This is a genomic window from Corynebacterium sp. ACRPJ, from assembly GCF_022347345.1.
Taxonomy (GTDB): domain Bacteria; phylum Actinomycetota; class Actinomycetes; order Mycobacteriales; family Mycobacteriaceae; genus Corynebacterium; species Corynebacterium tuberculostearicum_D.
Genome location: NZ_JAKRNC010000007.1, coordinates 1 through 25,411, shown reverse-complemented (window position 1 = coordinate 25,411; position 25,411 = coordinate 1). Strand labels below are relative to the sequence as shown.

27 protein-coding genes are annotated in these 25,411 nt (G+C 59.4%); 16 read left to right on the top strand and 11 right to left on the bottom strand.

What is annotated here, in order from left to right; genetic code table 11:
- Window positions 1-18: 18 nt before the first annotated feature.
- On the bottom strand, window positions 19-834 hold the full coding sequence (locus tag MHY08_RS06115) for an Fpg/Nei family DNA glycosylase (RefSeq protein WP_239235880.1): 816 nt from the start codon (window positions 832-834) through the stop codon (window positions 19-21).
- A gap of 127 nt (window positions 835-961) precedes the next feature.
- On the opposite strand from MHY08_RS06115, the gene MHY08_RS06110 reads away from it, so the two are divergent.
- Together MHY08_RS06110 and MHY08_RS06105 are read left to right on the top strand one after the other, a co-directional pair.
- The gene (locus MHY08_RS06110; protein WP_239235878.1) at window positions 962-2,458 is read left to right on the top strand and encodes a DUF1846 domain-containing protein; all 1,497 of its coding nucleotides are present in this window, start codon (window positions 962-964) and stop codon (window positions 2,456-2,458) included.
- 112 nt (window positions 2,459-2,570) lie between these two features.
- Entirely contained in the window at window positions 2,571-3,506 is a 936-nt protein-coding gene (locus MHY08_RS06105) for a rhodanese-related sulfurtransferase (RefSeq protein WP_239235876.1), read from the top strand.
- Here MHY08_RS06105 and MHY08_RS06100 read toward each other — a convergent pair.
- The 6 genes from MHY08_RS06100 to MHY08_RS06075 form a co-directional block, all read right to left on the bottom strand.
- Window positions 3,503-4,249 (bottom strand): aminotransferase class IV, encoded by a 747-nt coding sequence (locus MHY08_RS06100; RefSeq protein ID WP_239235874.1) that lies wholly within the window; start codon window positions 4,247-4,249, stop codon window positions 3,503-3,505. The two genes, MHY08_RS06105 and MHY08_RS06100, sit on opposite strands and share 4 nt — an antisense overlap.
- Window positions 4,246-6,105 (bottom strand): chorismate-binding protein, encoded by a 1,860-nt coding sequence (locus tag MHY08_RS06095; protein WP_239235872.1) that lies wholly within the window; start codon window positions 6,103-6,105, stop codon window positions 4,246-4,248. The genes MHY08_RS06100 and MHY08_RS06095 overlap by 4 nt, the downstream gene beginning before the upstream one ends.
- 17 nt (window positions 6,106-6,122) lie before the next feature.
- On the bottom strand, window positions 6,123-6,605 hold the full coding sequence (locus tag MHY08_RS06090) for a hypothetical protein (protein WP_239235870.1): 483 nt from the start codon (window positions 6,603-6,605) through the stop codon (window positions 6,123-6,125).
- A 9-nt stretch (window positions 6,606-6,614) separates the two neighbouring features.
- A complete protein-coding gene (locus MHY08_RS06085) occupies window positions 6,615-7,586 on the bottom strand; it encodes a universal stress protein (protein ID WP_239235867.1) in 972 nt (323 codons plus the stop codon).
- Window positions 7,587-7,672: 86 nt separating this feature from the next.
- Window positions 7,673-8,173 carry a MarR family winged helix-turn-helix transcriptional regulator gene (locus tag MHY08_RS06080; RefSeq protein ID WP_179387141.1) on the bottom strand — a complete coding sequence of 167 codons (501 nt, stop codon included), beginning with the start codon at window positions 8,171-8,173 and terminating at the stop codon, window positions 7,673-7,675.
- Window positions 8,174-8,227: 54 nt separating this feature from the next.
- The gene (locus tag MHY08_RS06075) at window positions 8,228-9,316 is read right to left on the bottom strand and encodes an inositol-3-phosphate synthase (protein WP_239235865.1); all 1,089 of its coding nucleotides are present in this window, start codon (window positions 9,314-9,316) and stop codon (window positions 8,228-8,230) included.
- 117 nt (window positions 9,317-9,433) lie between these two features.
- Here MHY08_RS06075 and MHY08_RS06070 point away from each other — a divergent pair, with 117 nt between their 5' ends.
- From MHY08_RS06070 to dnaB, 8 genes are all read left to right on the top strand, one after another.
- Complete coding sequence (locus MHY08_RS06070) at window positions 9,434-9,811, top strand: DUF5318 family protein (protein ID WP_034667960.1); 378 nt, start codon at window positions 9,434-9,436, stop codon at window positions 9,809-9,811.
- Window positions 9,812-9,886: 75 nt separating this feature from the next.
- On the top strand, window positions 9,887-12,136 hold the full coding sequence (locus MHY08_RS06065) for a transglycosylase domain-containing protein (protein WP_239235863.1): 2,250 nt from the start codon (window positions 9,887-9,889) through the stop codon (window positions 12,134-12,136).
- Window positions 12,137-12,142: 6 nt separating this feature from the next.
- Complete coding sequence (locus MHY08_RS06060) at window positions 12,143-13,540, top strand: glycosyltransferase family 87 protein (RefSeq protein ID WP_239235861.1); 1,398 nt, start codon at window positions 12,143-12,145, stop codon at window positions 13,538-13,540.
- A complete protein-coding gene (locus MHY08_RS06055) occupies window positions 13,537-13,725 on the top strand; it encodes a hypothetical protein (RefSeq protein ID WP_198492222.1) in 189 nt (62 codons plus the stop codon). Before MHY08_RS06060 ends, MHY08_RS06055 begins: the two co-directional genes overlap by 4 nt.
- A gap of 122 nt (window positions 13,726-13,847) precedes the next feature.
- Window positions 13,848-14,138, top strand: a complete 291-nt coding sequence (gene rpsF / locus MHY08_RS06050) for a 30S ribosomal protein S6 (RefSeq protein WP_239235858.1) — start codon at window positions 13,848-13,850, stop codon at window positions 14,136-14,138.
- A 49-nt stretch (window positions 14,139-14,187) separates the two neighbouring features.
- Complete coding sequence (locus MHY08_RS06045; RefSeq protein WP_005325943.1) at window positions 14,188-14,733, top strand: single-stranded DNA-binding protein; 546 nt, start codon at window positions 14,188-14,190, stop codon at window positions 14,731-14,733.
- Between the two features lie 48 nt (window positions 14,734-14,781).
- Window positions 14,782-15,234 carry a 50S ribosomal protein L9 gene (rplI, locus tag MHY08_RS06040; RefSeq protein ID WP_005325949.1) on the top strand — a complete coding sequence of 151 codons (453 nt, stop codon included), beginning with the start codon at window positions 14,782-14,784 and terminating at the stop codon, window positions 15,232-15,234.
- A 467-nt stretch (window positions 15,235-15,701) separates the two neighbouring features.
- On the top strand, window positions 15,702-17,132 hold the full coding sequence (dnaB, locus tag MHY08_RS06035; RefSeq protein ID WP_005325950.1) for a replicative DNA helicase: 1,431 nt from the start codon (window positions 15,702-15,704) through the stop codon (window positions 17,130-17,132).
- 1 nt (window position 17,133) lies between these two features.
- Here dnaB and MHY08_RS06030 read toward each other — a convergent pair whose 3' ends face one another.
- The 3 genes from MHY08_RS06030 to MHY08_RS06020 all read right to left on the bottom strand — a co-directional run bounded on the left by MHY08_RS06030 (window position 17,134) and on the right by MHY08_RS06020 (window position 20,081).
- Entirely contained in the window at window positions 17,134-17,598 is a 465-nt protein-coding gene (locus MHY08_RS06030) for a VanZ family protein (RefSeq protein ID WP_239230174.1), read from the bottom strand.
- A gap of 120 nt (window positions 17,599-17,718) precedes the next feature.
- A complete protein-coding gene (locus MHY08_RS06025) occupies window positions 17,719-19,872 on the bottom strand; it encodes a cation-translocating P-type ATPase (protein ID WP_239235856.1) in 2,154 nt (717 codons plus the stop codon).
- A gap of 8 nt (window positions 19,873-19,880) precedes the next feature.
- Window positions 19,881-20,081 carry a heavy-metal-associated domain-containing protein gene (locus MHY08_RS06020; RefSeq protein WP_005325954.1) on the bottom strand — a complete coding sequence of 67 codons (201 nt, stop codon included), beginning with the start codon at window positions 20,079-20,081 and terminating at the stop codon, window positions 19,881-19,883.
- Between the two features lie 117 nt (window positions 20,082-20,198).
- Here MHY08_RS06020 and trxA point away from each other — a divergent pair, with 117 nt between their 5' ends.
- Together trxA and MHY08_RS06010 are read left to right on the top strand one after the other, a co-directional pair.
- Complete coding sequence (trxA, locus tag MHY08_RS06015; RefSeq protein ID WP_005325956.1) at window positions 20,199-20,567, top strand: thioredoxin; 369 nt, start codon at window positions 20,199-20,201, stop codon at window positions 20,565-20,567.
- 83 nt (window positions 20,568-20,650) lie between these two features.
- Window positions 20,651-21,388: a PspA/IM30 family protein gene (locus MHY08_RS06010; RefSeq protein WP_005325958.1), complete on the top strand. Its 738-nt coding sequence runs from the start codon at window positions 20,651-20,653 to the stop codon at window positions 21,386-21,388.
- Here MHY08_RS06010 and MHY08_RS06005 read toward each other — a convergent pair.
- A complete protein-coding gene (locus tag MHY08_RS06005; protein ID WP_005325960.1) occupies window positions 21,385-22,482 on the bottom strand; it encodes an NYN domain-containing protein in 1,098 nt (365 codons plus the stop codon). The genes MHY08_RS06010 and MHY08_RS06005 overlap by 4 nt on opposite strands.
- A gap of 203 nt (window positions 22,483-22,685) precedes the next feature.
- On the opposite strand from MHY08_RS06005, the gene MHY08_RS06000 reads away from it, so the two are divergent.
- The 4 genes from MHY08_RS06000 to MHY08_RS05985 all read left to right on the top strand — a co-directional run.
- Window positions 22,686-23,060, top strand: coding sequence for a GntR family transcriptional regulator (locus tag MHY08_RS06000; RefSeq protein WP_005327000.1), 375 nt, complete (start codon window positions 22,686-22,688; stop codon window positions 23,058-23,060).
- Window positions 23,057-23,860 carry an AAA family ATPase gene (locus MHY08_RS05995; RefSeq protein ID WP_239235854.1) on the top strand — a complete coding sequence of 268 codons (804 nt, stop codon included), beginning with the start codon at window positions 23,057-23,059 and terminating at the stop codon, window positions 23,858-23,860. Before MHY08_RS06000 ends, MHY08_RS05995 begins: the two co-directional genes overlap by 4 nt.
- Window positions 23,857-24,828: a beta-carotene 15,15'-monooxygenase gene (locus MHY08_RS05990; RefSeq protein WP_239235852.1), complete on the top strand. Its 972-nt coding sequence runs from the start codon at window positions 23,857-23,859 to the stop codon at window positions 24,826-24,828. The genes MHY08_RS05995 and MHY08_RS05990 overlap by 4 nt, the downstream gene beginning before the upstream one ends.
- Window positions 24,829-25,182: 354 nt before the next feature.
- Window positions 25,183-25,411, top strand: a 229-nt coding sequence (locus MHY08_RS05985; RefSeq protein ID WP_239235851.1) for a hypothetical protein, incomplete at its 3' end; no start/stop codon positions are given.

Here is a 25,411-nt window from a genome sequence, read left to right as displayed (position 1 = left end):
GACCGCCAGGATAGGCCTTTAAGGAGCCGGTTGGCAGGTCGGGCACCAAAATAGGTTGCGTCCCTCCATGACCTTTTCTGCCACTGGGGTGCCGCAGATATAGCAAGGTAGGCCGGCGCGGCGATAGACGTAGACCTCGCCGCCGTGGTCATCCTTGCGCGGTTCGCGGCGCATGGCCTCGGGGGAGTGCTCGGGCCGTACGGTATCGATGCGGCCGTGCTCCACCCCGTACTCCATCAGATCCACCAAGTCTTCCCAGGTGGCGTCAAAGGTTTCACGGGAAACGTCCCGGCCCGGCAGGAAAGGGGAGAGGCCGTGGCGAAAGAGGGTCTCGGCCCGGTAGATATTGCCCACGCCGGCATAAAGGTGCTGATCCATCATGAGGGATCCGATGCTGCGGCGCGATTTATGCACTTTGTCCCAGAGCGCCTCCACGTCAGCGTCCGTGCGCAGCGGGTCTTGGCCTACCTTGGCTAGCTGTGCGCGGTACTCCTCTTCGGTGAGCAGGCGGCAAAACTGCGGTCCGCGCAGGTTAGCGGCCTCGGCGCCATTATCAATGCGCACCCGGATCTGTCCGCCTACTTCCTCGCGGGGCTCGAAGCGCAGCTTGCCAATCAGGCCTAAGTGAATATAGAGGATATGGCGCGGATCCTGGGCGCTAAAGTGCACGAAAAGGTGCTTGCCGTAGGTCTCTGCCAGCTCGATGCGCTCGCCATCGAGAAGCTCCGCCTCCGCCGCGAAGCGCCCCTGCGGGCTGGTCACGCGCAGCGGCATGCCGCGAAAATCGGCGTTGAATTTATTAGCTAGGCGGTGGATGACGTGACCTTCAGGCATGGAATCCAGTCTAATCGGGAAGAATTTTCGGCCAAACCGGGCGCTAACCAGCTCACTTATTTGCAGAGTCGCAATAGCGTAAACTCGAAATGCGGAATGATTTAACTCAGGGGAAGGCTTTCAAATCATGACGCAAAAAATCGGCTTTGACCGCGAGAAATACATTGAGCTGCAGTCGAAGCACATCCACGCCCGCCGCGAGGAAATCGGCGGCAAGCTCTACCTAGAGATGGGCGGCAAGCTTTTTGACGATATGCACGCCTCCCGCGTGCTGCCCGGCTTCACCCCGGACAATAAAATCGCGATGCTGGAGCGCATCAAAGAAGACGTAGAGATCCTCATCTGCATCAACGCGAAGGATATCTCCCGCCAGAAGGTACGCGCGGACCTGGGCATCCTTTATGAAGATGACCTGCTGCGCCTGGTGGATGTATTCCGCAGCCGCGGATTCTTGGTAGAAAACATCGTCATGACCCAGTTGGAGGAAGGCAATTCCCAAGCGGAGGCCTTCATTGAAAAGGTCGAGCGCCTCGGCCTCAAGGTGGCGCGCCACCGCGTTATCCCTGGTTACCCCACCAATACGGACCTCATCGTGTCCGAAGAGGGCTTTGGGCGCAATGAGTTTGCGGAAACCTCCCGCGACCTCGTCGTGGTTACCGCGCCGGGCCCTGGCTCCGGCAAGCTGGCCACCGCGCTCTCGCAGGTCTACCACGAGCACCAGCGCGGCAATAATGCCGGCTACGCCAAGTTTGAAACCTTCCCTATCTGGAATCTCCCCCTGGAACACCCCGTGAACCTGGCCTATGAGGCAGCCACGGTGGACCTCAACGATTCCAATATTATTGACCACTTCCACCTGTCCGCCCACGGCGAATCCACCGTGAACTACAACCGCGATGTGGAAGCGTTCCCGCTGCTGCGCACGCTTTTGGAAAAGCTCACCGGCACCACCCCGTACCAGTCTCCGACGGACATGGGCGTGAACATGGCGGGCTTCTGCATTACTGATGACGCCGTGTGCCGCGCCGCCGCCCAGCAAGAAATCATCCGCCGTTACTTCAAGGCACAGGTGGAAGAGGCTCGTGCGGGCCTGGGCACCGAGCAATCCGAGCGCGCCGCGGTCATCATGGCCAAGGCCGGCATCAAGGTAGAAGACCGCCCCGTGGTGGCACCTGCTCGCCAGCGCGCGGAAGAAACCGGCGAGCCCGCCTCCGCTATGCAGCTGCACGATGGCACCATGATCACCGGCCGCACCTCGCCATTGCTGGGTTGTTCTGCAGCTATGCTGCTTAACGCGCTGAAGCACCTAGCGGGCATCGATGACGATATCCACCTGCTTTCGCCCGAGTCCATCGAGCCGATTCAAACGCTCAAGACCAAGCACCTGGGTTCCAAGAATCCACGCCTGCATACCGACGAGGTGCTGATCGCTTTGTCCGTGTCTGCGGCGAAGGATGAGAACGCCCGCAAGGCGCTGGAGCAGATCAAGGAACTTGCTGGTTGCGACGTTCACACCACCACCATCCTGGGTTCTGTGGATGAGGGCATCTTCCGCAACTTGGGCGTGCTCGTGACCTCTGATCCGGTCTTTGCTCGCAAGAAGGCGCTGTACCAGAAGCGCTAACTTCCGCATGCTCAAGATTCGGCCCTTTCAGCTAGTGCTGGAGGGGCCGCAGTCATATAAGGGAGAGCTACAAGATTGGGGATCTGCGCAGCTGCAGGCCTAAGATTGGGGCGTGACTATTGGCAAAGTTCTCCTATATTACTGCTTTACCCCCATCGAAGATCCCACCGCAATCATGCTGTGGCAGCGCACCTTGTGCGAGTCCCTGGGGCTCAAGGGGCGCATCCTCATTTCCGAGCACGGCATTAACGGCACCGTTGGCGGCGATATGGAAGCCTGCAAGCGCTACGTCCGCCAGACCAAGGAATACCCAGGCTTTAAGCGCATGCAGTTTAAGTGGTCCGATGGCGGCGCGGATGACTTCCCGCGCCTTTCGGTCAAGGTGCGCGATGAAATCGTGGCCTTTGGCGCGCCGGGCGAGCTGAAGGTCGATGAAAACGGCGTCGTTGGCGGCGGCGTGCACCTCAAGCCAGAAGAGGTAAATAAGCTGGTAGAAGAACGTGGTGAGGAGGTCGTTTTCTTTGACGGCCGCAACGCCATGGAAGCGGAGATTGGCAAGTTTAAAAATGCCGTCGTGCCCGATGTGAAAACCACGCATGATTTCATCGAGGAAATCGAGTCCGGCAAGTATGACTGGATGAAGGATAAGCCGGTGGTGTCTTATTGCACCGGTGGCATTCGCTGCGAGATCCTGTCTTCGTTGATGAAGAACCGTGGCTTCAAAGAGGTCTACCAGATCGATGGCGGCATCGTGCGCTACGGCGAAAAGTATGGCAATGATGGCCTGTGGGAAGGCTCCATGTATGTCTTTGACAAGCGCATGCACCACGAGTTTGGTCAAGGACTCCAAGACCCCGGCTTCATCCAGCTGGGTCACTGCGTGCACTGCGGTAAGGGCACGAATACCTTCCACAATTGCATCAATGAAGATACCTGCCGCCAGCAGGTACTCATCTGTGATGACTGCATCCAGCACGTAGAAACCCAGCACTGCGGTCGGCCGGATTGCGCCGAAGTGGCAGCGCAGCTAGTCAAGCAGGAGAGCTAGTCGCGCGCCGTTTCCCTGCGAAAGCAGCCCCACCACCATTGCTGCCATGCGGTGGTATGCGGGCTGTGCGGTGGATGGATGACACCGGTGGGGGCGTGTAGTTCGCTAACCGGGTTCATGCCGTGGAGCGAGTTGAGGAACCACAGGGGGCACTCGGCGGCGAGCTCTGGAGTGAGTGGGCGCGTTTCGGTACACATACCTAGGTCCGCAGCGCGCCGGATGACCTGGCGCAGCGTGATGCTAGGCAGCGCCAGTCCGGTGGGGAGGATGAGCGTCTCCCCATCCCAAGCGACGAGCGCGCCGGTGGTGGTCTCCACCATGGCTCCGGAGGCATCCACGATGGCGGTGTCATCGGTACCGTCTGCTTGGTATTCGGCGCGGAAGCCTGCCAGCGCTGGGAAGTCGGGGCCCTTGACCAAAGGCTGCGTGCGCGGGTCTGGGGCTTGCACATAGGTCAGCCGGGTGGTTCTGCGTGCAGGGGGTGCGGGGCGAATATCGAGGCGCAGGTGTCCGCCGGCTAGCGAGATGCGGGGGAAGAGATCGCCGGGGCCCACGAGCTGCAGCATCGCGGGCACGAAGCCGGCGGGAAGTGGGCCGGCCACTGACTCGAAGCGCTGGAGGTGCAGGGTGAGGGCATTGGAGTGGGCGTTGGCAAGCATCCGCCAAGAATCCGCCACGTCAAAGGGGCCGGGGTGGGCTTGGCTTGGAATGAAGCTGCTTTCGTGCCAGAGGTAGGTGCTCATTGCCACGCCCCCAACACGGATTGGGCCTTGAGGTTGCGCTCCTCCAGCTCGGCGGCCGGATCCGATTCTAGGACGATGGCTCCGCCGGCACCGATGGTGACCTCACCGGCCGCCCGCACGGCCGTGCGGATAACCACGCTGAGATCGGATTGACCGTCAAACCCCAGGTAGCCCACCACGCCGGAGTACACACCGCGCGGTCCCGTTTCGAGTCGGTCAATGATCTCGCAGGTGCGCAGCTTCGGCGCGCCCGTCATCGATCCGGGAGGAAAGGTGGCGCGGAGGGCATCGACCGCGGTGGCACTGGCGCGCAGTTGCCCGGTAATAGTGGAGACCAACTGATGGACGGTGGCATAGTTTTCTACCTGCATCAACTTGGGCACGTGCACGCTGCCGGGCTCACACACTCGGGAGAGGTCATTGCGCAGTAGGTCGACGATCATGAGGTTTTCGGCGCGTGTCTTCGGGTCCGTGGTCAGCAGCGCGGGATCCTGGTCGGCCGAGATAGTGCCCTTAATCGGCTTGGCCTCTACCTTACGGCCGCGCACGGTGAGGAAGCGTTCGGGCGAGGCGCTGCATACTTCCACACCATCGAAGACGAGGTGTGCGGCATAGGGGGCGGGATTGTGCGAGCGCAGTTGGGGATAGAGCTCGCCCTCGGCTGCGGCCGAGTAGGTATCGGTCAGGCAGACTTCGTAGCTTTCGCCGGCGTGCAGGAATTCTTGGGCGCGCTTAATCCGCTCCAGGTAGCCAGGGCTGCGCCAAGAGCCCGCGCTTAGCGACGCCCCACTGTCCTCCCCACTGGACCGTGATTCCTCTGCGGCCAAAGCGGCTTCCAGACGGTTCAGCAATTGCTCGGCGCCGTCACCGGCAAGGCAGCACAGGTGCGCTATTTCTGCCTGGTGGTCATAGACGATGAAGGACTGCGGCCGCACAAAATAGGCATCTGGGTAAGGGGAGTGGTGGCGTAGCTCAACGGGCAGGGTGAGCTGGGCGCATTCGTAGCCTAGGTACCCGATGAGCCCGCCGGTAAACGGGAGGGCCGGTGCGTCGATGATGCGGGTGGCGAGCTCGCGGTCGAGGAGGGTGAGGATATCGGGGGCGTCGCCAAGCTGGTAGCGGAAAGAGCGACTCAACGCTCCCGCGGTATCGCCGAGGATGGAGTAGCGTCCGCGGGGATCCGCGGAGTCGAGGAAGAAGGCATCGTTGCCCTCGGCCCGCAGGGCGGCAAAGACCCGCGGGCAGTTCACCCCGCCGGGCACCTCCCGGTGGAGCAGGCGAAACCCGCCCAAGAAGTTGCGCATAATATCCCGGCCGTATTGCGTGAGCACCGACTCGGGGTGGAATTGCACGCCCCAGTGTGGCAAGCCATCGACCTTGAGGGCTTGGATGACGCCGTCTTCGCTGCGGGCATGGACGGTGATGCCGGGGGCCTCCTCTATATGCAGGGAGTGGTAGCGCACCACCTCGAAGTTTTGCGGGATTCCGGCAAAGATACCTTCGCCCGAGTGACGGATGGTGGAGACGAAACCGTGGCGCGGCTGCGGCGCCGGCGACACCTGGGCTCCGGCTAGCAGACCTAGCCCCTGGTGACCAAGGCATACGCCCAGCACCGGAATCTCGGCCGCGGCCGCGGCGGCGATAATGCCCCGGGCAGCACCGAAATCCTCTTCGTGTTCCGGCGTGCCCGGGCCAGGAGAGATCACCACATGGGAAAATTCGCCCGCACGGACGCGCTCGGCCAGCCCTTCCGCTTCACCGGCGGCGACGACGAGTGGTTCGCGTCTGGCTACCTCCGCGATGAGGTGGGCAAGGTTGAAGGTATAAGAATCGTAATTATCAAGCAGGAGGATCATAGGGAGGCGGAAAGTTTCTACGCGGCGGCCGAGTCCATGAGGAACAGCTGGATATCGGTAATGGTCCACAGCATGAAATTGCAGGCCATTACCCAGAAAATGGCCATCCAACTGCGCCACCGCAGATAGCGGTGCAGCTTGCGCACCATGATGATGGCGCAGCCGATCATGCCGAAGAACGGAATGATCGGGGTGGTCAGGCTAAAGAAGGTGCGCTGCCCGTCGGTGCAGAGCCACGTGGCGGTGCCGTCCTCGCACAATGGACCACCCGATAGCCGGGTGACGAGCGCGACCGCGAAACCATAAAGCGCGGAGAGAACCAAAACACCGATCATGTACCAGACGGCCTGGCGGGTAGAGCGGCGGTTGGCGGCAGCAACCTCTAAGGGGTCCGGTTCATCGGCCAGCTCATCAAAGCTCCGCGGTTCCGGGCGGCGCAGATTGGCATAGTCCGCATCGGAGGTCAGATCGTTTTCGGGATGCTCTGGTCGCAGGCTCATGCCCCAATCCTAACCGCAGGATGGGTGGACCAAGATAGGCACCCGAATATGCGGCAGCAGCTCCGTGGCGGTAGATCCCAAGAACACGCGGGCGATGGGGCCCTGCGGGGTGGAGGACATGAGCATCAGATCGCCCTTCTTCCACTTGAGCGAATCCACCGCGCCGCCCCAGCCCGCGCCGGAGCCAATTTCAGAAGTGACATCCAGCTCGGGGAATTTTTCTTGAATGCAATCGCGGGCGCGGTCCAGCATGGCGAGGGAATCCTCGAGCCACTCCGCTGCCAGCTCGAGCGCCATATCGTGCTTATCCTTGGACGGCGTATTGAGCAGTCCCTTTGCCGAAAAGGCCAGCAGGCGCAGCGGCAGGTTCCAGCGATTGGCAAGCTCGGCTGCGGCGAGCATCTCATGATCTTCGCGCGGGCTGCGTTCGGTGATGGCAAAGTTAAAGCGGGTGACGCCGTGCTTGGACAGCTTTACCTTGCGTGGCACTAAACCCAACGGCTGAGGAGAATAATGCAGCAAGGTATCGGCCGTAGAACCAGCAAAGAAACGGCCCTTTGGCGCAGCCTGGTTGGGGCCTAAGATGATGAGGTCTGCCTGGAATTTCTTGGCCATCTCCGTCAGTAGGTGGGGGCGCGAAGGCCCGTCGACCAAGAGGGAAGGCTTGTCATCCCAGCAGCTGCGGGGCACACCAGCTTCATCGAGGGCGGCATGGGTAGCGGCCGCGCAGGCCTCCTTTTGTGCTTTAAACCATTTCTTATATTTTCCGCCCAGCTTGGTGAGGGAAGTAGTAGTCCACGGCTGGAACACGGTAGAGATGACCCGCACCTGGGTAGTGGCGGTACGGGAGAGCCACGCGGCACAATCTAGAGCCTCGGTGCCGGAGGAAGAAGGGCTCCAAGAAATAAGAATACGAAGGGGTTTATCGGCCGAGCCCTTGCTCAAGGCCGGCAGATGCCCATCGGAAGAATCAGTTGCCATACGGAGTGAACTAGTGAGAGATTACGGTTTTCGTTTTCTCAATTATCACGTTAAGCCCACGAAAAATGAAATCACCGCGGGCAAAACTAGTGCTGTTCGCCGTTCATTGTGGGGCGATAGACATCAGCCAGCTTGGAGATGACGGTGGCAACGTCGTTCGCGGTCTCCAAATCCTTCGGCTCGAGCCACCGCATGATCTCTGCTAGGGCGGAGGCACGCTGCTGCGAGACGATGGCTAGTTCGGATTCGCCTAGTTGCGTCAGCGCTACCAAGACGCCGCGGCGGTCCTCTTCATCGCGGTGGCGTTCCACGTAGCCGCGGCGCTCTAGCTGATAGAGCGCGTTGGAGGCGGTGGGCATGCGGATAAGTTCTGCCTGCGCGATGGTGGAAACGCGGGACGGTCCGCGCATACGCAGCTGGTTCATGATGGACACCTGCGAGGTGGTCAATGAGGAGCCTTCCGCCGTGCGCTGGAAAATAAGAATGAGCTTATTGAGCGACGGCTGGATGGAACGCGCGACCTCGACAGCATCCTCGTACGTAGACGGGGATTGAGCGGGGCCCTTCTCCTCATGTTGCTGCGTCATAGAAAACGATTGTATAGCCCGTTTTCCCTGCGCGGTAGTTCGGAAGTTAAAAAATTAGTTTCCGGCAATAAAGTCTTCTAGCTCGGCGCGCGCCACGTCATCGGCCTTTTGCACCGGCGGGGATTTCATCAAGTAGGACGAGGCAGCCAGTACCGGGCCCGCCACCCCGCGGTCGAGAGCAATCTTGGCGGCGCGCACGGCATCAATGATGATGCCGGCGGAGTTTGGCGAGTCCCAGACCTCCAGCTTGTACTCCAAGTTCAGCGGTACTTCGCCGAAGGCGGAACCCTCTAAGCGGACATAGGCCCACTTACGGTCATCAAGCCATTCCACGTAATCGGAAGGTCCGATGTGGACGTTGCGGTCCTCCTGCTTGCCGGCGATGGGCGAGTTGTGCAGGTTAGAGGTAACGGCCTGCGTCTTGGAGATCTTTTTGGATTCGAGGCGCTCGCGCTCGAGCATATTCTTAAAATCCATATTGCCGCCCACATTGAGCTGCATGGTGCGCTCCAAGCGCACGCCGCGGTCTTCAAAAAGCTTCGCCATGACGCGGTGAGTAATGGTCGCGCCCACCTGGGACTTAATATCATCGCCCACGACGGGCAGCCCGGCGTCTTCGAATTTCTTCGCCCATACCGGATCAGAGGCAATAAAGACCGGCAAGGCATTGACAAAGGCGCAGCCGGCATCGATGGCCGCCTGGGCGTAGAACTTATCCGCTTCTTCAGAGCCCACCGGTAGGTAGGAGACTACGACGTCGGCGCCGGACTGGCGGAGTGTGGCGGGGACGTCGGCAAGCGGGGCTTCCGATTCCGCGATGGATTCTTGGTAGTACCGGCCGAGGCCGTCCAGGGTAGGACCGCGCTGCACGGTAACGCCCAGATCAGGGACGTCGGTAATGGAAATGGTGCAATTGCGGGAGCTGCGCGTAGCCTCCGCCAGATCCTTGCCCACCTTGTCCGCATCCACGTCGAAGGCGGCAACGAATTCCACATCGCCTACGTGGTACGGGCCAAACTGGGCGTGCATCAAACCGGGAATATCTGCATCGGCCGCGGCGTTGCGATAAAACTCCACGCCTTCAATGAGGGACGTGGCGCAGTTGCCGACGCCCACGATGGCGACCTTTACTTTTTCGGACACGGTCTACTCCTTTAACTCCATGAGTTGTGGCTGTCAGTGACTGCGCAAGGGTAAGCCGAAAATTATGCCCTACGGTGGCATAACGCCATGTGGATCGATCAAGAAGAGGTAATTAGGATGATCCGGGTGAATTCCGTTGCCTATAAGCACGTGCTCTCCCATGAGTGGGAGCGCGCCCACCACTTGCGCGAATTTCGCGCCGGGCAGCTCACGCGGGAGGACGTGTGCGATGCTGACTTTTTGCTGCGCGCCGCAGCTGAGCACCACGGGCGCACCATGGATAAGGAATGCCCCGTGTGCGGCGAGCCTTTGCGGCTCACGCGCTGGGTCTATGGCGAGAACCTCGGCCGCCGCGCCGGGAGCGCCCGCAGTGAGAAAGAAATAGCGGAGTTTGTAGCCGAGGGCTTGGAGTTTACGGTGCACGAGGTGGAGGTATGCCGCCAGTGCCGGTGGAACCACTTGTTGCGTTCTGCGACTGCATTTAACGCGTGTTAGTTTCCAGCGCACCGCCTTAGGCAGTAAGCTGCAATTATTTAGTTTGTGATCAGGGATGAATGAGGACACGAATCAGTGACCGAGAAGGAATCTACCGGCAAGTCCACTAAGGGGGCTCGCCCCAGCAAAAAGCAGGCGACAAAGAAGCGCCGCATCTGGCCGTGGGTCGTTTTGGCGTTCCTACTGGTCTTTGTAGCACTGCCCGCAGGACTTTTTGCCTACGCATACTCGCAATACTCCGTTCCGGAGCCGAAGGACCTAGCCAATAACCAGGTCTCCACCATCTATGCGGGTGATAATCAGACCCAGCTCGCCCGCTTGGTGCCGCCGGAAGGCAACCGCACCCACGTGCAGCTGGATGAAATCCCGGAATACGTGCAGGACTCCGTGCTGGCCGCGGAGGACCGTGACTTTTGGGATAACTCCGGCTTCTCCTTCACCGGCCTCGGCCGCGCCGTGGTTGGTAAGGTAACCGGCAATGAAGATGCTGGCGGCGGTTCCACCATTACCCAGCAGTATGTGAAAAACACGCTGGTGGGTAACGAATACTCCTACGTGCGCAAGATTCGCGAGCTCATCTACTCGGTGAAGATGACCAATGAGTGGGATAAGGAGGATATTCTCAACGCCTACCTCAACACCGTGTACTTCGGCCGCAATGCCTACGGCATCCAGGCGGCATCCAACGCCTACTTTGATAAGGACGCCAAGGACCTCACTCCGGAGGAAGGCGCCATGCTCGCCGGCCTCATTCAGTCCCCGTCCGGCCTCGACCCGCGCGTGAACCAGGAGGGCTCCGAGGACCGCTGGAACTACGTCCTTGATGGCTTGGTAGACATGGGTGACCTCACCCAGGAACAGCGCGATGGCATGGTCTTCCCAGAGACCCGCGACCCAGCTGAGTACTCTGCCTACACCGAAGCCCCAGGCGCTAATGGCCACATCAAGGATCAGGTCATCCGCGAACTGGAAGAGGTAGGCATCACCGAAAACGAGGTGTCCACCGGCGGCCTGCGCATCACCACCACCATCGACATGAATGTGCAAAACAACACCATTCAGGCAGTCGATGACCAGATGGCTCCGCTGCAAGAGGATGCGCGTGCGGCTTCCGTGACCATCGATCCGAAGACCGGTGCGGTCCGCGGATACTTTGGCGGCCACGATTCCAATGGTTGGGACTACGCCAACTCCCCGCTGCAGACCGGTTCTACTTTCAAGATCATGACCCTTGCGGCCGCCTTGCAGCAGGGCATCAGCCTAGATACCAATTACTCGTCCGCTCCGTACCAGCTGCCTGGCTCGGATGTTGTCACCAACGTGGGCGGCGGCTGCGGCGTGTGCAACCTGCGCGAGGCTACCAAGCAATCCCTGAATACCTCCTTCCTTCGCCTGCAGGAAGACCTCAAGAACGGCACGCAGGACACCGCAGATATGGCGCACGCCCTTGGCGTGGCTAAGTCCCTGCCGGGCATTGAAAAGACGCTGACGGAAAACGGCAAGCAGCCATTCGAAGGCATTGTTCTGGGCCAGTACCAGTCCCGCCCGCTCGATATGGCCACCGCAATGTCCACCCTGGCTAACCAGGGCGTGTGGCATAACCCGCACTTTGTGCAGCGCGTAGAAAACGCTGCCGGCGAAGTGCTGTACGAGCACCCCGAAGACGAGGGCGAGCGCCGCGTATCGTCCAACGTGGCTAATAACGTCATCGAAGCCATGGAGCCGGTGGCCGCATGGTCTAATGGCGCTCTTGCCGGTGGCCGTGTTTCCGCCTCAAAGACCGGCACCACTCAGATGGGCGATACCGGAAATAACAAGGATGCCTGGATGGTCGGTGCCACCCCGCAGCTGGCTACCGCCGTGTGGGTAGGTACCGCGGACAACACCTCCGCCATCTTCGATCAGTACGGCGGCATCATGTACGGCGCCGGCGCGCCAACCAAGATTTGGAAGGCCGTGCTGGACAACTCCCTGGCCAACTCCGAATTCCAAAACTTCCCGGCTGCCTATCCGCTGGGATTCGGCAACATGGGCGCCGGAACGGCTGCTCCGGCCTATGACCCGAGCTGGGATAGCGGCGCTGGCGATACCCAGGACTACGAGGCCCCTGCCGAGCAAGCAGCTCCGGAAGAGGAAACCAAGCCGGCTCAGCCGGAGAACAAGCCGGAGAGCCCGAAGCCTGCCCCGAAACCGCAACGCGGCAATGGCAATAGCGGCAATGGTGGCAATAGCGGTAATAGCAACCAGGCACCGGCCCAGCCAGAGGCGCCGTCGTTGGATGACCTCATCGGCCCCGATAGCGACTTGGCAGACCTCCTAGGGTAGGCGGCAGTGACAGCGAATCCGCACCAGCGCATTCCCGCCTCCTCAGAACCCTTGGCCCGCGGGGTAATTGAATTCCTCGGCGGGCCAAGGGGCCGTTTTGCCGGTGTACGCCGCACCCAGTGGTGGACCCCGCTGCGCGCCATAATCGCCGTCGGCTGGGTTTTCCTGGCGTGCGGATTCCTCTCGAAGGCTAATTGCGCCGGCGGCACCCGCGGTGATGACGGGGTCATTAACCTAAATTGGGCGGGCAACCGCCAGTACACCTCATTTTGCTATAACGACATCATCCCGCTTTACGGCGGCCGCGGCCTCGATGAAGGCGGCTTCCCCTATGCCTATTCCTGGCAAGAGGGTGACCTGACCCGCTATATGGAGTACCCAGTCCTCGCAGGCCTATTCCAGGGGTTGATGGGATGGATCGCCCGCAATACGTACTCTCTGGTTGAGTGGGCCGGCATCCCGGAGGCCGGATGGTACTTCGGCCTGACCGCCTTGGTCATGGCGTGCATCTGGGTAGGCGTGCTCTACATGGTCTACCTGCTGGTGGGCAATCGCACTTGGGACACCATCCTCGTCGCCGCCAGCCCTCTTATCATTATTCACGCCTTCAGCAACTGGGATATCCCCTCCATTGCCTTTGCCGTAGGTGCGCTCCTGGCCGCCGCGCGCAAGCGCCCTGCCGTAGCGGGTGTCCTCATCGGCCTTGGCACTTCCTTTAAGCTGTGGCCGCTCTTTCTCTTGGGCGCATTCCTGGTCTTGGCGGTGCGCAATCGTCGCTGGCCGCAATTTTTCTACGCCTTGCTCGGCGCGGCCGTGACCTGGATCGTGGTCAACGCGCCGGTGGCCCTGAAGTATCCGGAGGCATGGCGCGAATTTTTCCGCCTCAACCAAGAGCGCGGTGCGGAGTGGACCACCATCTACTCGGTGCTCAGCCGCAATACTGGGATTAGCTTTAGCCCTGAGTTCCTCAATACCTTCAGCCTGGTGGCGTTTTTGGCTCTCTGTGCGGCGATTGCGGTGCTGGGCCTGCGCAGCGCGCGGACGCCGCGCATGGCCGAGCTGGTTTACCTCATCGTGGCCGCCTTCTTACTATTCAACAAGGTGTGGTCGCCCCAGTATTCGTTGTGGCTATTGGTGCCCGCGGCGCTAGCCCTGCCACGCTGGCGCTTGGTCTTTAGCTGGGCGCTTGTCGATGCCCTGGTATGGCCCCTACTCATGTGGCACATGCTGGGAACAGACAATAAGGGTATTCCGCACGAGCTGCTTGACGTTGCGATTATCTCCCGCGACGCCCTCATTATCGCCATGGCTGTCCTCGTTATTCGCCAGATGTGCGGAAAAACCACGGATAAGGTGCGCGATGCGCACGCCGGCCGCGACCCCTTGGCAGGAGCATTCGCATGATCGTTACCTATATCGGAATGGCATCGATCTTCTTGGGATTCCTCTGCGTGATGGCAGCCTTCTGGCTCTTCCACAATCGGGAGGATCGTCGCGGGCCCATCGTGCTGGGGCTTTTGGCCATTCTTTTCCTCACCATCATTCCGGCGACGGCAGCTGTGTTTTTCGCCGCAACGACCACTGGTTAGATTTCTTTTCGCCGGTCATTTGCGGTACTGTAGTGGGGTTGCTTGACGCAACGTACCCTCCTGCTGCATCCGCAAAGGTGATGCAGCCGAAAACTACTAGACCATAGGAGGTGATGAGGTCCGTGCGTCACTACGAAGTCATGATCATTCTGGATCCTAATCAGGATGAGCGCACCGTAACCCCGTCCCTGGATAAGTTCCTCGAAATCGTCCGCCAGGAAGGCGGCAAGGTTGAGAACCTTGATGTATGGGGCAAGCGCCGTCTTGCATACCCCATCAACAAGAAGGAAGAGGGCATTTATGCCGTCGTCAAGCTGGAGTGCGAGCACACTTCGGTTGCCGAGCTCGACCGCCGTCTGAACCTGAACGACACCATCCTGCGTACCAAGGTTCTGCGCACCGACAGCAAGTAACGGATACTGGGATCAAGCACAATCCACGTAACCGATAAGGAGTAAAGACATGGCACAGGGAGATACCAATATCACGGTGGTAGGCAACATCGTTGCTGACCCCGAGCTGCGCTTCACCCCGGCGGGTGCGGCAGTAGCTAACTTCCGCGTCGCCTCCACCCCTCGTCGCTATAACTCGCAGACGAATCAGTGGGAAGACGGCGAAGCTATGTTCCTGACCTGCAACGTATGGCGTCAGGCAGCGGAAAACGTTGCCGAGACTATGTCGAAGGGCATGCGCGTCATCGTTACCGGCCGCTTGAAGCAGCGTTCCTTCCAGACCCGTGAGGGCGATAACCGCACCGTATTCGAGATTGACGTCGACGAAGTCGGTCCGTCTCTGCGCTACGCCACCGCTCAAGTAAACCGCAATCCGCGTGAGGGCGGCAATAACTTTGGCGGCGGCCAGCAGCGCTCGAATAACAATAATCAGGGCGGTTTTGGAGGCGGCCAGCAACAGCAGCCGCAGCAGAACCAGGCTCCTTCTGAGGATCCGTGGAACTCCGCACCACCTGCAGGTGGTTTCGGAGGCGCTGATTCTGAACCTCCGTTCTAAGTCTGTCACCCGCAACTATTCAACTAACTCAATTGAAAGGCAGGGATCATGAAGCTGATCCTCACCGCTGCCGTTGAGAACCTCGGCGCCGCTGGCGAAATTGTTGAGGTTAAGGACGGCTACGGACGTAACTACCTGCTTCCTCGCGGCCTGGCCATCGTGGCTACCCGCGGCGCAGAGAAGCAGATTGAGGGCATCAAGCGCGCCCAGGAAGCTCGCGAGATTCGCGACCTGGATCACGCACGTGAGGTCCGCAACCAGCTCGAGCAGCTGACGGATGTCAAGGTAGAGGTTAAGACCTCCGAATCCGGTAAGCTCTTCGGTTCCGTTCAAGCAGAAGACATTGTCAACGCCGTCTCCAAGGCCGGTGGCCCTAAGCTGGATAAGCGCATCGTTGTGCTTCCTAAGGGCCTGGTCAAGAAGACCGGCAACTACCAGGTCGAGCTGAAGCTGCACGCTGATGTTATCGGCAAGGTGAACTTCTCGGTCGTTGCTGCCTAACTAGGCGCACGACGGTCCATATAGACCCAAAGACAACAGCAACGCTTTAGGCCTCAAGTTCCTGCTATGTGAGGTGGCAGGAACTTGGGGCCTTTAGCGCGTTTTAACCGGCCTGTGGATAACTGTGGAATTCTGTGGATAACTCTTTGGCAATTTAACTCTCTGTTTACGCGGAGGCCTCTTTATTAACTCGCAGGTCAGGCCGCTTATCCACCAAGGATGTGCCTATTTTCACATCTGGAAAAACATGCTCTGAGCTGGGTCTTTGATTTATGCAGGTCATGGGGTTTTGAAGTTATCCACAGGCCTATGCAGGGCAAATATGGGCTAAGGCTCCCGCGACCTGCAATTTTCACATTGCCCTGTGGATAACTGTGGAAGTTATGCCCAGGGGGTGGTGTCCGGGCACTAGACTACACTGAGATTCCGATATGCTCGGACGCTCGAATAGCTACAAGGGGGAGACCATGACCAACGCCAGTTTTGATGATGAACACCTACCACCGGAGCCACCGCCGGAGGAGGAACCGGCTCCGCGCCGTCGCTATCAGCAGGAAGAGCCAAAGCGCTATGGCGAATTCCGCCAGCCCCCCGCAGACCGCGAAGCGGAGCAGGGTGTTCTGGGTGCCATGTTGCTCAGTCCCCATACGGTGATGGAAGTCATTGAGGAGCTGGAGCCCGAGGATTTCTACTATCCGGCACACACGTTGATTTACCGCGCCATGCTGGATCTATATTCAGAGGGCAAGGACGTCGACGCCGTCATTTTGGCCTCCCAGCTCGACCGCTTTAATAACCTCGAGCGCGTCGGCGGCGCTCCTTATCTCCACACTCTGCTAGCTACAGTGCCCACGGCGGCCAACGCTCGCTACTACGCCGAAATCGTCGCGGAAAAGGCAGTGCTGCGCAAGCTTGTTGATGCCGGCACGCGCGTAGTGCAGCTCGGATTTTCCGGCACCGAAGATGCAGAAATCGAGTCCGTCCTGGACCGTGCGCAGCAGGAAGTCTTCGCCGTCGCCCAGCGCAAGACGGCAGAAGATTACCGTGTCCTGGGAGATCTCATTGACCCCACCATTGATGAGCTCGCTGCCCTGCAGCAGGCAGGCGGCGTGGAGCTAGGTGTGCCTACTGGCTTCATCGACCTCGATAAGCTAACCAATGGCCTTCACGCGGGCCAGATGGTCATCGTTGCTGCTCGCCCTGGTGTGGGTAAATCGACCCTAGCCATGGACTTTATGCGTTCCTGCTCTTTGCAGCACGGCAAGTCCTCTGTGATTTTCTCGCTCGAGATGTCAGCTTCTGAGATTGTCATGCGCCTGCTCTCGGCGGAGTCAGAGGTAAAGCTGGCCGATATGCGCGGTGGCCGAGTTTCCACCGAAGACTGGGCAAAAATCGATGAGACCCTCAACCGAGTGCAAGATGCCCCGCTTTTTATCGATGACTCACCGAACCTCACGATGATGGAAATTCGGTCCAAGGCCCGCCGCCTCAAGCAGCAGCACGGCTTGGACCTCATCGTCTTGGACTACCTGCAGCTGATGTCTTCGGGTAAAAAGGTCGAGTCTCGCCAGCAAGAGGTCTCTGAGTTCTCCCGCCAGCTGAAGCTCTTGGCCAAGGAGCTGGAGGTTCCCCTCATCGCGATCTCGCAGCTGAACCGTGGACCTGAGGCGCGTACGGATAAAAAGCCGCAGCTTGCGGATCTCCGTGAGTCTGGCTCGCTGGAGCAGGACGCCGATATGGTCATGCTGCTCTACCGCCCCGATTCCCAGGACCGTGATAATGAGCGCGCCGGCGAGGCGGATATTATCCTAGCCAAGCACCGTGGCGGCCCGATCGATACCGTGCAGGTGGCGCACCAGCTGCACTACTCCAAGTTTGTCAATATGGCGCACGGATAAATTACAGGTCCACCACCGCGTTGGGGTCTCCCAATCGTGGGCCAAGGATGACCAGTACCAAGAAAACCGCAGCTGCGGCAAGCGCCAGCCATCGCCATACGGGGAAAAGGCGTTCGCCGCACAGACGGGCGAACGCTGCGCCGATGAGAGCGCCCAGGGTATTGAAGAGAAGATCATCGATATCCGTGCGCCCCAGGGCGAAAACGTACTGGCACACCTCTAGTACAAGGCTGAGACCTAATCCCCACGCAGCTGTCTTCTTAACGGAGCGGCATAGACTAAATACCAGCAAGCCAAAAGGGATGAAGAATGCGGTATTGCCCGCGTACTCAAATAGCGGGCCAAACCAGCTGCCGCCGGAAAATTCATCGAAAGGAACCCAGCGCAGATCCCGGGCACGCTGATTTTCTGGCTTCCATAAATAGCCAATCTGGTAGAAGGGCTTGAGCGTGGTTAACGCGACCATAACCGCGGTCCACGCGGCGAGGGATACCCTGCTGAGCACGCGCTAGTCCTTTCTTTCGTGGCGGGGGAGTGTACACCCCCGCCAATGCTAGCCTGCACAGGGGTGCCCCGGCGGCCTTATTTAGCGCCGAGCGGAAAACCCGCGCAGCCGCAGCGAGTTAGTAACCACGAAAACAGAGCTTAGCGCCATGGCCAGGCCGGCCAGCAGGGGGTTGAGCCAGCCCAGCGCGGCCACGGGAATGAGTACGACGTTATAGGCAAAGGCCCAGAAGAGGTTGCCCTTAATAATTGCTAGCGTGCGGCGCGAGAGCCGAATAGCATCAGCGGCGCAGCGTAAATCGCCGTTCATCAGGGTGATATCGGAGGCTTCAATGGCAACGTCGGTACCTGCGCCCATGGCGAGGCCGAGGTCGGCTTGGGCCAGTGCGGCGGCGTCGTTAATTCCATCGCCCACCATCGCCACGGTGTGCCCCGCGGCCTGCAGCTCCTTGATGTGGTTCACCTTGTCCTCGGGCAGGACCCCGGCGCTGACGTGATCGATTCCTACCTCGGCAGCCACGGCGCGGGCGGCCCCGGCATTATCGCCGGTCAGCAGGTAAGGGGTAAGCCCTAGCTCCTTCATCTGTGCCACAGCGGCGGACGAGCTCGGCTTGAGGGTATCGCGTACCTCAATGATGCCTGCAGGCTGCCCGTTGACGGTGACGACCACCGGCGTGGCACCAGCGTCCTGTGCGGCGCGGAATGGCGCTTCTAGGTCGCCCAACGGGCTTTGGCGCTTGCCGACGCCCACCCGGGCCCCCTCCACAGTTCCTTCCACGCCGCCTGAAACTACTGCAAAATCGGTAGCTGGTTCCACCGTGCTTTCTCGGGCGATAGCGCGAGCGATGGGATGCTCGGAGTTGTGTTCCACGGCCGCGGCCAAGTCGAGCACGTCGCCGTGTACGGCGGTAACGGACATCTCTCCGGCGGTGACCGTTCCGGTCTTATCCATGACGATGGTATCGATTTGCCGCGTAGATTCCAGGATCTCCGGGCCTTTAATGACAAGCCCCAGCTGTGCCCCGCGGCCGGTGCCGACGAGGATCGCGGTGGGCGTCGCCAAGCCCATAGCGCAAGGACAGGCCACGATGAGGACGGAGACCGCGGCGATAAAGGCCGGGGCCACCCCGCCGAAGAAAAGATGGGCAAGGAGTGTCAGCACTGCTACGGCCATGACCGCGGGGACGAAGACCTGCGCAATGCGGTCCACGAGGCGCTGTACCGGCGCCTTGGACGTTTGTGCATCCGTGACCAGCTGGGCCATTTGGGCCAGTACCGTATCCTCGCCCACCTTGGTCGCTCGGACCTCGAGCTTGCCGGAGGCATTAATGGTTGCGCCGGTCACCGCATCGCCGGACCCGACCTCGACGGGCACGGGCTCGCCGGTGATCATGGAGGCGTCGACCGCCGAGTTGCCGGCAACGACGATGCCATCGGTGGCGATCTTTTCGCCCGGGCGTACTACGAAGACATCGCCTACCTGCAATTGGGCAATGGGAATGCGCTGTTCGCCTCCCTCGCGCAGCACCGATGCTTCCTTAGCGCCTAAGGAGAGCAGCTCCCGCAGGGCCTCAGAGGACTGGCCTTTGGCCCGCGCCTCGAACCACCGACCGAGCAGGAGGAAGGTAATGACCATGCCCACGGACTCGAAATAGATGTGATCCATCTGCGCCGCATTCGCGTCCAGTGTCATGTGCATTTTCATGCCCGGTTCGCCCGCGTTGCCGAAAAACAGTGCCCATAGCGACCAAAAGTAGGCCGCTGAGGTTCCCATGGTGATAAGCGTGTCCATGGTGAAAGAACCGTGCTTGAGGTTTGTCCACGTAGCGGTGTGGAAAGGCGCGCCACCAAAGATATAAACGATGGTGGCCACGATGGCGCAGGCCCACTGCCAATTGGGAAATTGCAGTGCTGGCCACATCGAGACCACCATGAGCGGCAGCGATAGGGCACCCGAGATAATGGTGCGGCGCAGCAGGCCCCCGTCACGGCTTTTCTCGGCCTGGGGCTCCTCCGTCTTCGCCCCCGCCATATCGAAGGCGCCGTAACCTGCGCCCTCCACCACCGAAATGAGCTCCTGTGGACTTACCGTCTGGGAGTCGTACTCGATGGCCGCCGCCTCGGTAGCGAAATTGACGCTGGCGCTTACTCCCTCGAGCTTGTTTAGCTTGCGCTCGACGCGGGAGGAGCAGGAGGTGCACGTCATTCCTGTTACGCCAAGGTCCAAGTGGGACATGGTGGTTCCTACTTCAGCGTGTAGCCGGCCTCAGCCACGGCGGCTGCTACCTGTTCATCGGTGAAATCGGTGCCGGTAACCGTTACGGCGCCGGTGGTGTGGTCAGCAGTGACCTCGCTAACGCCAGAAATTTCGCCGACCTCTTCTTTTACCGACATTTCGCAATGTCCGCAGGTCATGCCCTCTACGGTGTAGTTCTTGGTGCTCATGATGATCCTTTCTTAGGGTTGGTTTCCGGGCCCATTTTATACCCCCTAGGGGTATATGACAAGGATATTTCATGTACGTTGGGGAATAAAGCAATCCGCAAAGGAGTTAGAACAACCATGGCTACTATCGATGTCACCGAAGAAAACTTTGAAGAAACCGTTACCGGCGAGGGCATTACGCTCGTAGACGCCTGGGCCGATTGGTGCGGCCCTTGCAAGCGCTTTGCGCCGGTTTTTGAAAAGGCCTCCGAAGAGCACACGGATGCTACCTTTGCCAAGCTCGATACCGAGGCCAACCAGGGCCTCGCATCCGCGCTGGAGATTCAGTCCATTCCTACGCTGATGATCTTCCGCGATGGCATCCTGGTCTTCCGCGAGGCTGGCGCGCTGCCACCTGCAGCATTGGAAGACCTGCTGAAGCAGGTCAAGGAACTCGATATGGCGGAGGTTCGCCGCCAGGTAGAAGAGCAGAACGCGCAGGGTTAATCCCCGCTAGCTTCCTAGGCGCTTTCTGGTGAGTATCGCTAAACTCGCTAGAAAGCGCCTTTTTATGTCCAAAGGAGAAGATAATGGCTAACCCCTTTAGCAAGGGCTGGAAGTACATGATGAGTTCCTTCGATCAGAAGATTGATGAGAACGCTGATCCGAAGGTGCAGATCCAGCAGGCCGTCCAGGCCGCCAAGGAGCAGCACCAGCAGATTTCTGATCACGCTGCAGAAATCATCGGCCATAAGTCCCAGCTGGAGATGCAGATGAACCGCCTGGTTAAGTCCCAGCAGGACTACCAGTCTCAAACCCAGCGTGCATTGGAGCTGGCGGATTCTGCGGAGGACCCGCAAAAGGCTTCCGAATATAACCAGGCTGCGGAAGTGGTTGCCTCCCAGCTGGTAGCGGTGGAGCAGGAGCTGGAGGACGTTAAGCAGCAGTACGCCGCCGCAGAACAGGCTGCCGCGCAGGCCAAGAGCCAGCAGCAGCAGTCTGAGGCGCGCTTGAAGGAACAACTAGCGCAAGTTAGCCAGCTGGAGGCCCAGGCGGACCAGGCGGCTATGCAAGAAAAGAACGCCCAGGCTATTGATTCCATGAATCAGCTCAACCCGGACGATTCCGTGCCTACTCTTGATTCTGTCCGCGCCAAGATTGAAAAGCGCTACGCCGATGCCCTTGGCGCCCAAGAATTGCAGCACGCCACCGGCGGCGATCGCATTAATGAGATCCAGGCCGCCGGCAATGACATGAAGGCGACTGCGCGCCTTGATGCCATCCGGGCGGATCTTAAAAAGAAGAAAGAGCTCGAATCCGGCGATTAATTCTGCCGGCGAACATTAATCAGAACTCCACGAATCCCTGAGTGGAATCCATCGCGCAGGTTCACGCGCTGGGTTTCGGTCAGGGTGTATTCGTGCAGGGTCTCGCAGGCAAACTGCAAAAGTGGGCGGTCGATCTCTGGGGGAAGCCCGCCGCCAGAAAGCAGATGTGCTTGATCGCGCTGCTCGGTGCTAGCAGCGTTATCGAACCACCACGAGGCGTATTGCTGGCCCACGTCGAATGGGGATTGGAACCCAGCTGAGCTCCATACTTCTTCCGGCAGCGGCACATACTTAGAGCGCAGCTTGCGCCGCGGTGCCATCATGGATGGCTTGGGCGCCGGCTTCTCCGCGGGAGAGTCCTCCTCGGCGGGGGAATCCTCTGCCGCATCCGCCTTGGGCGGAGCCGGCTTGGGCGTCGGGGCCGGGGTGGGCTTTTCTGTGGCGCCGAAGGCTGCCTCCACCTCTGAGGGCTCGCCGCATTCATCCGGTTCGGGCATTTCCTCGCCCTCTTTATGCGCATTTTCGCGCACCACTGGAGGAAGCGGACCTTCTAGGACCTGCAATTCCATAGCGTCCGCGAAGTCCTCGCGAGGGTCCAAGATGGTGGTGGAATCGCAGGCATGGCGCAGTGCGGAGGACATGGAGTCCCAGCCGAATCCATAGAGGTGTACGCGGATGCCATTGTCTACGGCTGCTTGTGCGCCAGGAATCATGTCGGCATCGCCACTGACGAGCACAAAGTCGGTGAATTGGCCCTTCATGGCGGCGATGACCATGTCCGCCACGAGGCGGGTATCTACGGCCTTTTGGGTGCGGCGCTCACCCCATTCGATGAGCTGACCGGTGCGCAGCTGGACCCCTTCGCAGGTGCGCAGCGCGCGCTGGTAGCGGTGTGGGCCGGTATCGGGAATGCCGTCGTACCAGTATTGGCGCTGGATTGGGGTCCCAAGTTGGTTCTCGATCATCCCGCCCATGGTGCTGACCACCTCGGGCAGATCGATTTCTAGTTGTGCGCGAGCACCCGTTTCCCACGAGTTATAAAAGCTAGCGAGCAAGTATGAGGTATCGACAAAGACGAGTGTGCGTTCAAGCATGGCTCCTAAGTTCCGTTCTAATTGTTCTAAATAAAATTCTTTGTGGTTTCCAGTGTGCCCCATTAGTCACAAAACGTCGATAACCTTGGGCAAATTCCCAGCGCAGTGGCAGCAAAAAAGTTTTCTCTTCGGAAGTATTGCAGGGGTGGGGTGTTGCCGATATGGTTAGTTACACAAGTAACTAACCAACGAGCCGAGGGTCAATGGATAATTCCACGCAACCACTCTTCCGCCAGATTGCTTCCTTGGTGGAAGACGCCATCGTGGACGGCACCCTGGGCGAAGGGGACAGGGCTCCTTCTACTAATGAGCTTGCTGATTTTCACAACATCAACCCGGCCACTGCCCGCAAGGGCATCAGCCTCCTTGTGGATATCGGGGTGCTGGATAAGCGCCGCGGTATCGGCATGTTTGTGGCAGAAGGGGCCCTGAAAACGATCCGCGAGCGCCGCCGCGCCGATTTCGCGGCGGAATACATGGCACCGCTTGTCGACGAAGCCGTTCGCCTGGGCTACAACCGCGCCCAACTCCACGACCTATTTGATCGCGTTGCAGAAAGCCGAGGAATGTACTCATGATTACAACACGAGATTTCACCTTTGCCGATGGCCTCACACATGGCTTAGTTGGCCCCAATGGCATTGGCAAGACCACGCTCCTGCGCAAGATTGCCGGACAAATCCAATCTGGCGGTATTACGGTCTTCGGCGAGGAACCCTTTGACAAGCAGTCGGTTCTCAACCGAGTCATATTGATGGGTATTGATAACCCACTGCCGGATTCTTGGGGCATCGGAAAGCTGGGCGTTATTGGTAAGGCGCGCTGGCCGCGCTGGGATGAGGAGCGCTTCAATGAGCTGCTGGTTCGCTTTGACGTGCCGGCCAAGGCCTATTCTGCCCTGTCCCGCGGGCAAAAGTCTGCGGTGGGCTTCATCTTCGCCGTTGCTTCTGGCTGTGAGGTCATGCTTCTCGACGAACCCTATCTGGGCCTCGATACTCAGCGCCGCGAGCTCTTCTATCAGGTGCTGCGGGAGGAGCACGGCCGTACCATCGTCATCTCCACCCATCACCTCAATGAGGTAGCAGGTCTCCTCGACACCGTTTCGCTGATGGGGGATAACCCAATTTCCGGTCCTATCGATGACTTCATCGAGGGAATTCTTGAGCTCAACGGCCCATCGGAGGCTCTCAACGCAGCGGTCACAGAGCTCGACCTCCGCGTACTTAGTAGGGAAACCACAGGCTTGGGGGACCGCGTGCTTATCGACGCCCGCTCTACCGCCACCGACCCCATCTTCCGCACGGCCCAGGACTACGGTCTGCGCGTCACTGAGGTCTCCTTGGAGCGCGCGGTCCTGGCACTGGAGGAGAAAGCATGAAACTCCTGTGGTACCTAGGCGATTGGTGGCTCTGGACCTTTTTCCTTTTCGCTTTGCTCGTCATGCCCGTCATGGCGCAGGGAACGTGGAACGTGCTCCCGGTGATCTTTTCCTTGTCGCAAATACTTTCCCTGACACCAGACTTTAAGAAGTATCAGCTGGTGGGGCTAGGCTCGAAAATCTGGAATGAACATCGCCGCTGTCTCGTTGCCCTGTGCGCACTAGCGGCAGCTATCGGTGCCCTCACCGTGCAGTTGTGGTGGGCATTGCCCATTTATGCCGTCGCAGCGGCGTGGGCCATGTACCGCAGGGCTACTCCTAAACGGGTCGGGTACACCACGACCGGTTCCCAACCCTCAAACGGATTTGGATGGTTCCCCCGCACCTTGGCTGGGCAAGCAATTTATCGCCCCCAGGTCAAGGCGTGGGGCGCAGCGTGTTTGGCTCCTGCGATCGGTCTTGCTCTCTACAGGTATGAGGACCAGATCCCAGTCCTCGGCTTCCTAGGAACCTTCTGCTGGGCACTGACAGCGGTAGCGCTCGCTGCGGCTTTGCACAGCTTGCGGGTATCCCTTCGTGGATACACGGTGCTTGGTGGTAGCCGTACCGTCTGGGCCCGCCACACTGCAGTGCTCGGACTGATCCCTGTCGTCGTCGCCTTAACCTTCAGCGCAGTACTAGCGAAAGACGGTGAACTCGTTGCGGCCGTCGCGCTGCCTAGTGCCACCTGCGCCCCAGTAGTGGCCAGTCTGGAATTTCTGGGAAAGAAGAATTGGCACCTATTCGCCTTCTATGCGGTCCTCATCGCCGGGATGGCCCTTCTGTGTACTCAGGTGGCGGTTCCCGCGGTTGTCCAGCTTTTCTTGGCGGTGGCCTTCTATGCGGCCTGGGCATTGACGTTCCCCGCCTACATTCGCCGAGCGAACGCGCACCGAGGGGGAATGAGCGCTTGGATGGTCATAAAGTAAACCGCTTAAAAGAAGGGTTGGCCTGGGGATTTGTGTTTGTTTAAGTCGCTGTGTAACTTAATACGAGTCAGCGCGACCGACAGCGCCCCACAGGAACAGAAAAGTTCCTGGCTGAAGCGGCGATAGGAAAACAGGCCCTGACAAAACAAAATTTTTTTGCTCACAACGAGCTACATGCCAAAGTGTGTGTGGTTGTTGTGTGGTGATGATGTTTGAGAACTCAATAGTGTGCCAATGTACTTTTTATTTTTTGTGTGCATGGTTGTGTGTTGATTGGTTTGTCTGCCAGCAGGCCTAGGTGGTTTGTTGGTTGGTGTGTGCCGGTTGGGTATGTGGAACACGTACCCTTTTTGAATGCTGTTTGGTGTTTCGGCTGCATTGAGATGGATTGGTTGGCATGTGATTGTGTTCAACTTTTTTGGTTTCCTTATTTTTGACCCCGTCGGGTTGAGGGAACTGTATTTTTTCTTTGTAGTAATTTTTTGGACGCCAGCACAGGCTTTTGTGGTTTGTGGTGGTTTGTTTGTTTGTTGGGTTTCGGGCTTTTCACGGCCTGTTTCGGATGTTGTTCTGAAATTTTTTT